Consider the following 10,640-nt stretch of genomic DNA (forward strand, 5'->3'; position numbering starts at 1 on the left):
CGACCGGGGCGTACTCGCATCAGGCCGCGTGAGCCTTAGAGGTCGCCGTAACCCAGCGAGCGCAGGGCGCGCTCGTCGTCGGACCAGCCGCCTTTGACCTTGACCCAGAGGTTGAGCATCACCTTGGCGTCGAACAGCACTTCCATGTCCTTGCGCGCGTCGGAACCGATGCGCTTGATGCGCTCACCCTTGTCGCCGATGATGATTTTCTTCTGCCCGTCGCGTTCGACCAGGATCAGTGCATGGATATGCAACACATGCCCCTGCTGCTTGAACTCCTCGATCTCGACCGTGATCTGGTAAGGCAGCTCGGCGCCCAGTTGCCGCATGATCTTTTCGCGCACCAGCTCGGCAGCCAGAAAGCGGCTGCTGCGATCGGTGATCTGATCTTCCGGGAAGAAATGCTCGTTTTCCGGCAGGTGCTTGGCAATCAGCGCTTCGAGCGACTCGAGGTTGTGGCCCTGCTGTGCGGAAATGGGCACGATCTCGGCATTGGGCAGCTGGCCTTGCAGCCACTGAAGGTGCGGAATGAGCTCGGCCTTTTCATCGATGCGGTCAGTCTTGTTCACCGCCAGGATCACCGGGCCGGTCACGTACTGGACGCGCTCGAGCACCAGCTGGTCCTCATCCGTCCAGCGGGTGCGGTCCACCACGAAGATCACCACGTCGACGTCCTTCAAGGCCGCCGAGGCGTTGCGATTCATGTAGCGGTTCAGGGCCTTGTCGTTGGCTTTGTGCATGCCGGGGGTATCGACGTAGATGGCCTGGACCTGGCCCTCGGTCTTGATGCCGAGCATGTTGTGGCGCGTGGTCTGTGGCTTGCGCGAGGTGATGGCCAGCTTCTGACCGAGGATGTGGTTCAACAGGGTGGACTTGCCGACGTTGGGGCGACCGACAATGGCGACGTAGCCGCAACGGGTGATGGTGTTCTCAGTCATTGCCATTCTCCACGCCCAGGGCGATCAATGCGGACGCAGCGGCTACCTGCTCGGCGATACGCCGGCTGACACCCTGACCACGACTCTTGTTGTTCAGCAGCACCACTTCGCATTCGACGAAGAACGTACGGCAGTGAGGTTCGCCCTGGATATCCACCACTTCGTAACGCGGCAGCTCGCAACTGCGCGATTGCAGGAACTCCTGCAGGCGCGTTTTAGGATCTTTGTTGGTGTCGACCAAGGTCAGCCCTTCGAACTCGTTGGCCAGCCAGGCAAGCACGCGCTCGCGGGCCGTGTCCATGTCGGCGTCCAGGTAGATGGCCCCGATCAAGGCCTCCAGCGCATCGGCCAGAATGGACTCGCGGCGAAAGCCCCCGCTCTTGAGCTCGCCGGAACCCAGGCGCAGGTATTCGCCCAGGTCGAACCCGCGGGCCAGACGGGCCAGGGTCTCGCCCTTGACCAGGCGGGCGCGCAGCCGTGACAGCTGCCCTTCACGGGCCTGAGGGAAGCGCTCGAACAGCGCCTCGCCGGCGACGAAGTTGAGAATGGCGTCACCGAGGAATTCCAGACGCTCGTTATTGCGTCCGGCATAGCTTCGGTGGGTCAACGCCAGGAGCATCTGGTCCTGGTCCTTGAAGGTGTAACCGAGCTTTCGCTCCAGGCGGGTAAGGGAAGCAGTCATGCGGCCACCCGATCGTTGTTAAACGCGTTGTTCAAATCAGCATCCTGAAAGACGGTTTGGCCATGGTCACCGCACGCTGGGCGGCGAATCTCCCATCCCTGAGACACAGCCTATGTCAGAAAAGCATTCGGCGCTGTATGGACAGCGCCGAAGGGTATCAATGGATCAGTCCGACCCGCGACAAGTTAGGCAGGTGGCTGAGTTTCGGCTCAGGCCAGCTCATCCATACGGCGAAGGCCTTGCCGACGATGTTGCGGTCCGGAACCATGCCGTGCAGTTCCTTGGGAATATTGGGGTCATCCCAGTAGCGGCTGTCGTTGGAGTTGTCGCGGTTGTCGCCCATCATGAAGTAATGGCCGGCTGGCACCGTCCATTGCTGGTCCGGCGGCATGCGATAACGGCTCATCTCCTTGCGAATCAGGTGCTCTGCAGCACCGAGCTTCTCCTTGTACAGCTGAGCGCTGCCCAGGGTCCCAGGCTCGGTACCCACCAGTTGCTCGGCGACCCGCTGACCGTTGACAAACAACTGCTTGTCGTTGGTGTAGCGGATCTGGTCACCGGGCAAGCCGACGACGCGCTTGATGTAGTTGACGTTCGGGTCGCTGGGATAGCGGAACACCATGACGTCGCCGCGCTGCGGGTCGCCCACCTCGATGACTTTCTTGTCGATCACCGGCAAGCGGATGCCGTAGGAGAACTTGTTCACCAGGATGAAGTCACCCACTTCCAGCGTGGGTTTCATCGATCCCGACGGAATCTGGAACGGTTCGACCAGGAACGAGCGCAGCACCAGCACGATGAACAGCACCGGGAAGAACGACTTGCCGTATTCGACCAGCAAGGGTTCCTTGTTCAAGCGCTCGACCACCGCCGGTTCCGGCTGGCTGACACTGCCCTGGTAATTGGCGATCGCCGCACGTCGGCGCGGCGCCAGGAACAAAAGGTCGATCAGGCCCAACAGACCGCACACGAACACGGCAATGACGAGCAACAGCGGGAAATTTAGCGACATAGGACCTAACTATCCAACCTGAGCACGGCGAGGAAGGCTTCTTGTGGAATTTCCACGTTGCCCACCTGTTTCATGCGTTTCTTACCGGCCTTCTGCTTCTCGAGCAGCTTCTTCTTACGGCTGACGTCGCCGCCATAACATTTGGCCAGTACGTTCTTTCTGAGCGCCTTGACAGTGGTACGCGCGATGATCTGGCCACCAATGGCTGCCTGGATCGCCACATCGAACATCTGCCGCGGGATCAGCTCCTTCATTTTCTCGGTCAACGCGCGGCCTTTGTAGGCAGCGTTGTCGCGGTGCACGATCAATGCCAGGGCATCGACCTTGTCGCCGTTGATCAACACATCCAGCTTGACCAGGTTGGCCGACTGGTAACGATCGAAGTGATAGTCCAGCGAAGCATAGCCACGGCTGGTGGACTTCAAGCGGTCGAAGAAGTCCAGTACCACTTCGTTCATCGGCATGTCGTAGCGCACTTGCACCTGGCTGCCCAGGAACTGCATGTCGCGCTGAACGCCACGCTTCTCGATACACAAGGTGATCACGTTACCCAGGTGTTCTTGCGGCACCAGGATGGTCGCGGTCACGATCGGCTCGCGGAAGTCGGTGACCGACGAGACGTCTGGGAGCTTCGACGGGTTGTCGACGACAATGGTTTCACCCGTCTTGAGTTCCAGCTCGTAGATCACGCTGGGCGCGGTGGTGATCAGGTCCAGGTCGTACTCGCGCTCCAGGCGCTCCTGGATGATCTCCATGTGCAGCATGCCCAGGAACCCGCAGCGGAAGCCAAAGCCCAGGGCGTCGGAGCTTTCGGGCATGTACTGCAGGGACGAATCGTTGAGGGTCAGCTTCTGCAGGGCATCGCGGAAGTCTTCGAAGTCATCGGAACTGACCGGGAACAGGCCGGCGTATACCTGCGGCTGGATCTTCTTGAACCCAGGCAGCACTTCGACTTCCGGAGTGGACGACAGGGTCAGGGTATCGCCAACCGGGGCACCGTGGATGTCCTTGATGCTGGCAATGATGAAGCCTACTTCGCCGGCCTTGAGGTCGGCGGTCTGGGTGTGCTTGGGCGTGAATACGCCCACGCTGTCGACCAGGTGCAGCTTGCCGGTGGACTTGACCAGAATCTTGTCGCCTTTCTTGACGCGACCGTGGCGCACGCGCACCAGCGAGACCACCCCCAGGTAGTTATCGAACCAGGAGTCGATGATCAGGGCTTGCAGCGGCGCGTCGATATCGCCAGTCGGGGCGGGAATGGTATGCACCAGGCGCTCGAGCACCTCGTCCACCCCCATGCCGCTCTTGGCACTGCAGGCCACAGCGTCGGTGGCATCGATGCCGATGATCTTCTCGATTTCGTCCTTGACGCGATCGGGATCGGCCTGTGGCAGGTCCATCTTGTTCAGGACCGGCATGACTTCCAGGCCTTGCTCGATGGCCGTGTAGCAGTTGGCGACGGACTGAGCCTCGACGCCCTGACCGGCATCGACCACCAGCAACGCCCCTTCGCACGCCGCCAGCGAGCGCGAGACTTCATAGGTGAAGTCGACGTGGCCGGGGGTATCGATGAAGTTGAGCTGGTAGACCTTGCCGTCCTGGGCCTTGTAGTTGAGCGTGACGCTGTGGGCCTTGATGGTGATCCCGCGTTCGCGCTCCAGGTCCATGGAGTCGAGCACCTGGGCTTCCATTTCGCGCGCTGTCAGGCCACCGCACAGTTGAATGAAACGGTCGGCCAGCGTCGACTTGCCATGGTCGATGTGGGCGATGATGGAGAAATTGCGGATATGACTCAAATCACTCACGGGTCAACACTCGGAAAAGGCTGCGAGCCGGACGCCCGCCGAAAAATAGCCGGCAATTGTACCTGAAGCTGCCAGGATGTGGGAGATTCCTCTGCCCGGCCGTCACCTGCAGCTTGGCAAGGAAGTCTCACTGCACATGAAAAAGGGCAGCTGTCGCTGCCCTCCTCCCGTATCCGCCGCGCTTACTCGGCGAGCTTGAAGGTAATGAAGCTGGCGCGCCCCTGGCGCAACACGCGCATGGACACAGAGCGGTTCTTCGGCAGTTCCTTGGCGATCTGCGTGAATTCCTTGGCCGAACCGATGGCCTGGTTGTTCAGGTGACTGATGACGTCACCCGGACGCAGGCCGATCATCGCGGCCGGACCATCCTGCACTTCCTTGATGACCACGCCGCCCTTGAGCTCCAGGGACTTCTTCTGCTCGGCAGTAAGGTCGGCCACCGAGACGCCCAGGCGATTGCTGCTGCGCTCGACATTGCTGTCGCCGGCACCGGCACCGATGTCGGCATCGTCGTCTGGCAGTGCGCCAACGCTGACATCGAGGGTTTGACGCTTACCGTTGCGAATGATGTCCAACTTGGCCTTGGCACCATCCTTCAAGCCACCTACCAGGTGCGGCAGGTCGGCCGACATGATGATCGGCTGGCCATTCATGCTCAGGATGACATCCCCGACCTGCAAGCCACCTTTGGCAGCCGGGCCGTTTTCAAGCACCTGGGCGACCAGCGCACCGGCCGGTTTGTCCAGACCGAAGGATTCAGCCAGGTCCTTGTTGACCTCCTGGATGACAACGCCCAGCCAGCCGCGGCTGACCTTGCCGTCCTTCTTCAACTGATTCGAGACGTCGATGGCCACGTCGATCGGGATCGCGAACGACAGGCCCATGAAGCCACCGGAGCGCGTGAAGATCTGCGAGTTGATCCCCACCACTTCGCCGTTCATGTTGAACAGCGGCCCCCCGGAGTTACCCGGGTTGATCGCAACGTCGGTCTGGATGAATGGTACGTAGGTGTCGTTAGGCAGCGTACGGCCCTTGGCACTGACGATACCTTTGGTCACCGAATGGTCGAAGCCGAACGGCGAGCCGATGGCCAATACCCATTCGCCGACCTTGAGCTTTTCCGAATCGCCCAGCTTGACGGTAGGGAGGTTCTTGCCTTCCACCTTCAGCAGCGCGACGTCGGTGCGCGGGTCGGTACCGACCAGCTTGGCTTGCAATTCGCTACGGTCGGACAGGCGCACGATGATTTCGTCGGCGTCGGCAATTACATGGTTATTGGTCAGCACATAGCCGTCGCTGGAGATGATGAAGCCCGAGCCCAATGACTGCGCCTCACGCTGGCGATCACCACGCGGCGCACGCGGTTGCTGCGGAAGGTTGCGCTCGAAGAATTCGCGGAACATTGGCGGCAGGCCTTCGAGATCTGGCATCTGGCCCGCAGCGATGCGACGGTCCGGAAGCTTCTGCTTGGTACTGATGTTCACGACCGCAGGCGAGGCTTGCTCGACCAGTGTCGTGAAATCCGGCAAGGCTTCTTCAGCCTGGACCGTCAGCACTTGCCCGAGCATCAGCACGGCCGCGAAGAACGATAGATAGGGTTTCAAGCGAGGTATTGACATACGGCTCCCGTCACAACGAGCGGTAATTAAAAAACGACCCTGCACAACGCAGCAATGGCCAGGCTCCCAGAAGCCTGACCTATAGAAAATTTGCCGTCAGATTGCAAATGACAATGCTTTAATTTCATTTCAAAAAGCCACGCTCTGCACAAGAACGCTCGCCATCAGCCTTCGATCAATGACTCGCCTGGGCATCTTGAGGACGCATCGACAAGGCGACGCGTTCGGCCGTGCCGAGCGGGATCTCGCCAACGACGGTCACCATCATCTGGCCCTTGGGTGTACTCAGACGCCTTGATACCGCCGATGTGGGGCCCAACTGGGTACGCACATCAGCGCCAGCCTCGCCTTTCACAGGCTCGATGAAAACAGAGAACCGCGCCAGACCGTCGTCATACATCAAGGTGCTGACCGGGCCACCCTGCCCAGGTTCGCGGCGGATGGTGCTATTGACCACTTCGAACCCTGAAGGCAGCCAATCGGAACGCCACCCAGACACAGCCCCGCCGGCAGGGGCTGCCGCCACCACGGGCTTGCAGGCGGAACTGGGGCGCAGATCGTCGTCGGTTGGCACACGCGCTTCGAGCCGAGTCATCTGGAAGCGCTCCAGCAACTGACCTTTCTCGTTGAGCATCAGCGAGCGCAGCGGCAAGCCCGTCACACGGTCCAGGTGCAGCTCGTAACCGTAGCGGTGCTGATCACGCGGTGAGAGTGACACGACCACCGCGTCCCGGCCTGCAACGCGAGATTTGCCGGACACGGACAGGTCATACCAACTCATGAGCTTGAGGGGGTCAAGGCGGCGTGGCGCACTGTCGGGCGGCGCCGAGATACCCTCGGCAAGCCCGCCACTGACGCACTGTACCTTGCCATCGACGCGCACGATTTCCTGGGCGGTGCCATCGAGCTGCAGCAGCCGCTCGCTGACCTTGCCCTCTTGGACACGGTGCCAGATATCGTGGGTTGAAAAGCTGCCGTTGCGTTCGTAAACGAAGGCGCCCAGGTAGCTCTGTCGTTGCTCGGCCTGTGCCAGCTTGTTCAGCCACTCGTTCGCCTCTGGCGAAGAATTGGCTGCCAATGCTGGCACCGTCATGCAGCTGCCGAGCAGCAGCGACAGGAGAGGTAGCGCGCGCATGAGCCTCCCTAATTAGCGGTTTTCCAGGCTGGCGGCGCGGGCGTAAGGCAAAGCGGTTTCAGAACCCTTCAGAGCGGACTCCTGGGCATGTTGACGCAGGTAACCTGGCAGGCGCTGATCCCAGCCAGCCTGGTTCTGCAGCACGCCGTTGGCCATTGGGCCGGTCGGCTGATCACTGCTTTCGCTGTAGCCGGCCAGCACGGCAGGGCCTTGGGCCTGAGGCACGGTCACACCCTGCTGAACAGGCTGCTGGGCAGCCAGCTGAGCACCGGTGATATCGTCCTGGTTGTACAGGCGCACACCTGCCAGTACGGCGAGGGTAACCGACGCGGCAACGGCCACACGGCTTACAGTGCGCCATGGGCCTTGCTTGGCCTTGGCAGGTACGGCCTCATCGGCCAGTGCCGCGGATACCGCCGAGGCGATGTCCAGGTTAGGCAGCAGCAGCTCCTTGTGCATGGCTGCGCGGGCTACCTGGTAACGCGACCAGGTGGCACGGGTTTCGGCATCGTCGACGGCGTTCAATACCCGACGCAATTCCAGTTGGTCCGCTTCGTTATCCATTACCGCGGACAGCGATTCCTGCAAAGCTTCACGACTCATGGCGGTTCCTCTTTTGGCTGTAGCCGCTGTCTCAGGTTTCCTGCAGCAAAGGCTGCAAGGCTTTGTCAATGGCCTCCCGAGCGCGGAAGATCCGAGAGCGCACGGTACCCACTGGACATTGCATGACGCTGGCAATGTCTTCGTAACTCAGGCCATCGAACTCTCGCAGGGTCAGCGCCGTACGCAAGTCTTCTGGCAGTTGCTGAATGGTGCGATGGACAGTGCCTTCGATCTCATCCCGCAACAACGAGCGCTCCGGGGACTCAAGATCCTTGAGGCCATGATCGCCGTCGTAAAACTCCGCATCCTCGGAGCTCACATCGCTGTCTGGCGGCCGTCTTCCACGGGACACCAGGTAGTTCTTCGCCGTGTTGATGGCGATGCGGTACAGCCACGTGTAAAACGCACTGTCACCGCGGAAATTACCAAGCGCACGGTACGCCTTGATGAACGCTTCCTGTGCTACGTCCTGGGCTTCGTGGGTGTCATGGACAAACCGCACGATCAACCCGAGAATCTTGTGCTGGTACTTCAGCACCAATAGATCGAAAGCTCGCCTGTCGCCGCGCTGTACGCGCTCGACCAGTTGCTGATCTTCTTCCTGGGTTAGCATGAACACTCCTCGGTGAACTCGAAGGAGTGTTGCAGCGGCCATTGCTCAGGCTTGCAACCATAGACTCGGGCTTTGCGCAAAAGTTCTCCCCTCCAAGCAAGTTTCCTGCAGACCTTGAGCGGCGTGCACGGAAGACGCGGTACGGCAGCAGCCGACAACGTCGATAATCAGGTTACGAATACGCAGGTGAGCCCAATGTCGAGCTACCGCCCTGCGTCGCCGCGGCAAATTGTTGGCGTGCGGGCAGCCTTCATAGGATTTCCAGGCACGCTGGAAAGTTCCCACAATGCCTGCCGTTACCGGGCGAGCGGCATGGAAAAGGGCCACCCGAGGCTGCTATAAAGGCTACCCGGCCAGTAAACGATAGTTTCACAATGCCATCGACGCGTGGCTATTGTGCCGTGCCCCTTCCGAAGATTACTAGTGTCCTGACATGAGCCAACAATTCCAACATGATGTCTTGGTTATCGGCAGCGGCGCAGCGGGCCTTAGCCTGGCCCTGAACCTGCCTGCGAATCTGCGCATTGCGGTGCTGAGCAAAGGTGACCTGGCCAGCGGCTCGACCTATTGGGCCCAAGGGGGCGTAGCGGCGGTGCTCGATGGCGCCGACACGATTCAGTCTCATGTAGAGGACACCCTCAATGCCGGTGGCGGCCTGTGCCACGAAGACGCCGTTCGCTTTACCGTTGAGCACAGCCGCGAAGCCATCGAGTGGCTGATCGAGCAAGGCGTGCCGTTCACCCGGGACGAGCCCCACGGCCTGGTCGACGCAGGCTTCGAATTTCATCTAACGCGTGAAGGTGGCCATAGCCACCGGCGCATCATCCATGCCGCCGATGCCACGGGCGCGGCCATCTTCAACACCTTGCTGGCCCAGGCCAGGCAGCGCCCGAACATCGAGCTGCTGGAGCAGCGTGTGGCCGTGGACCTGATCACCGAGCGGCGCTTGGGCTTGGACGGTGAGCGCTGCCTGGGCGCCTATGTGCTGGACCGCAACACGGGCCAGGTGGACACGTTCGGTGCGCGGTTCACGGTGCTGGCCACGGGGGGTGCGGCGAAAGTGTACTTGTACACCAGCAACCCGGATGGCGCGTGCGGCGATGGTATCGCCATGGCCTGGCGGGCCGGCTGCAGGGTCGCAAACCTTGAATTCAACCAGTTCCACCCTACGTGCCTTTATCACCCGCAGGCCAAGAGCTTTTTGATCACCGAGGCCCTGCGTGGCGAAGGCGCCCTGCTTCGCCTGCCCAACGGCGAGCGCTTCATGCCCCGCTTCGACCCGCGCGAGGAGCTTGCCCCGCGCGACATCGTGGCGCGGGCGATCGACCATGAAATGAAGCGCCTGGGGGTGGACTGTGTCTACCTGGATATCTCGCACAAGCCTGTCGAGTTCATCAAGAGCCACTTCCCCACCGTTTACGAGCGGTGCCTGAGCTTTGGCATCGACATCACGCGCCAGCCAATACCTGTCGTGCCGGCAGCGCATTACACCTGTGGTGGCGTCATGGTGGACGACAGAGGACACACGGATGTGCCGGGGCTGTATGCGATTGGCGAAACCAGCTTCACGGGGCTGCATGGCGCCAATCGCATGGCCAGCAACTCGCTGCTGGAGTGCTTCGTCTACGGCCGGGCGGCGGCGGCCGACATCCAGGCGAACCTCGAAAATGTGGGCATGCCTGAGGCCTTGCCGGGATGGGACGCCAGCCAGGTCACGGACTCGGACGAGGATGTGATCATCGCGCATAACTGGGATGAGCTACGGCGCTTCATGTGGGATTACGTGGGGATCGTGCGGACCAGCAAGCGTTTGCAACGGGCGCAGCATCGCGTGCGGTTGTTGCTGGATGAAATCGATGAGTTCTACAGCAACTACAAGGTCAGTCGGGATTTGATCGAGTTGCGCAATTTGGCGCAGGTGGCGGAGTTGATGATTCGCTCGGCGATGCAGCGCAAGGAGAGCCGTGGGTTGCATTACACGCTGGATTATCCGGCGATGCTTGGTGAGGCCAGGGATACGGTGCTTCAGCCCGATTGAATAGAGGAGAACCAGGGACTGCTGAAGCGGTTTTGACCTTGATCTTGATCTTGATCTTGATCTTGCTTTGGCTTTTGATCTTCGCGACTTCAGAAGGCCGAATGCAGGGCTTGCGGAGGGCGGTGACAGGCATGGATGCCTGTCAAGCGCTGGGCCCCAGGATGGGGCCTGCAGCGCGGTCCTCCCGGGAGCAAG

9 protein-coding genes are annotated in these 10,640 nt (G+C 60.9%); 1 reads left to right on the top strand and 8 read right to left on the bottom strand.

Going from position 1 to position 10,640, the window contains the following annotated elements; all coding sequences use genetic code 11:
- Positions 1–35 precede the first annotated feature (35 nt).
- From era to rpoE, 8 genes are all read right to left on the bottom strand, one after another.
- The gene (gene era / locus ACF8GB_RS13440; protein WP_058639315.1) at positions 36–938 is read right to left on the bottom strand and encodes a GTPase Era; all 903 of its coding nucleotides are present in this window, start codon (positions 936–938) and stop codon (positions 36–38) included.
- On the bottom strand, positions 931–1,620 hold the full coding sequence (gene rnc, locus ACF8GB_RS13445; RefSeq protein ID WP_023535270.1) for a ribonuclease III: 690 nt from the start codon (positions 1,618–1,620) through the stop codon (positions 931–933). Before rnc ends, era begins: the two co-directional genes overlap by 8 nt.
- Positions 1,621–1,777: 157 nt before the next feature.
- The gene (gene lepB, locus ACF8GB_RS13450) at positions 1,778–2,632 is read right to left on the bottom strand and encodes a signal peptidase I (RefSeq protein ID WP_058605209.1); all 855 of its coding nucleotides are present in this window, start codon (positions 2,630–2,632) and stop codon (positions 1,778–1,780) included.
- 5 nt (positions 2,633–2,637) lie between these two features.
- A complete protein-coding gene (gene lepA / locus ACF8GB_RS13455; protein WP_058639316.1) occupies positions 2,638–4,437 on the bottom strand; it encodes a translation elongation factor 4 in 1,800 nt (599 codons plus the stop codon).
- 182 nt (positions 4,438–4,619) lie between these two features.
- Positions 4,620–6,005: a DegQ family serine endoprotease gene (locus ACF8GB_RS13460; protein WP_372239223.1), complete on the bottom strand. Its 1,386-nt coding sequence runs from the start codon at positions 6,003–6,005 to the stop codon at positions 4,620–4,622.
- Between the two features lie 226 nt (positions 6,006–6,231).
- Positions 6,232–7,191, bottom strand: a complete 960-nt coding sequence (locus tag ACF8GB_RS13465; protein ID WP_058639318.1) for a MucB/RseB C-terminal domain-containing protein — start codon at positions 7,189–7,191, stop codon at positions 6,232–6,234.
- Between the two features lie 12 nt (positions 7,192–7,203).
- A complete protein-coding gene (locus tag ACF8GB_RS13470; protein WP_023535291.1) occupies positions 7,204–7,794 on the bottom strand; it encodes a sigma-E factor negative regulatory protein in 591 nt (196 codons plus the stop codon).
- 31 nt (positions 7,795–7,825) lie between these two features.
- Positions 7,826–8,407 carry an RNA polymerase sigma factor RpoE gene (rpoE, locus tag ACF8GB_RS13475; RefSeq protein WP_003252049.1) on the bottom strand — a complete coding sequence of 194 codons (582 nt, stop codon included), beginning with the start codon at positions 8,405–8,407 and terminating at the stop codon, positions 7,826–7,828.
- Between the two features lie 433 nt (positions 8,408–8,840).
- Here rpoE and nadB point away from each other — a divergent pair, with 433 nt between their 5' ends.
- A complete protein-coding gene (nadB, locus tag ACF8GB_RS13480) occupies positions 8,841–10,445 on the top strand; it encodes an L-aspartate oxidase (protein WP_392527159.1) in 1,605 nt (534 codons plus the stop codon).
- Positions 10,446–10,640 lie beyond the last annotated feature (195 nt).

It is taken from the genome of Pseudomonas sp. xss_4 (assembly GCF_043104125.1).
Classification (GTDB): domain Bacteria; phylum Pseudomonadota; class Gammaproteobacteria; order Pseudomonadales; family Pseudomonadaceae; genus Aquipseudomonas; species Aquipseudomonas parafulva_B.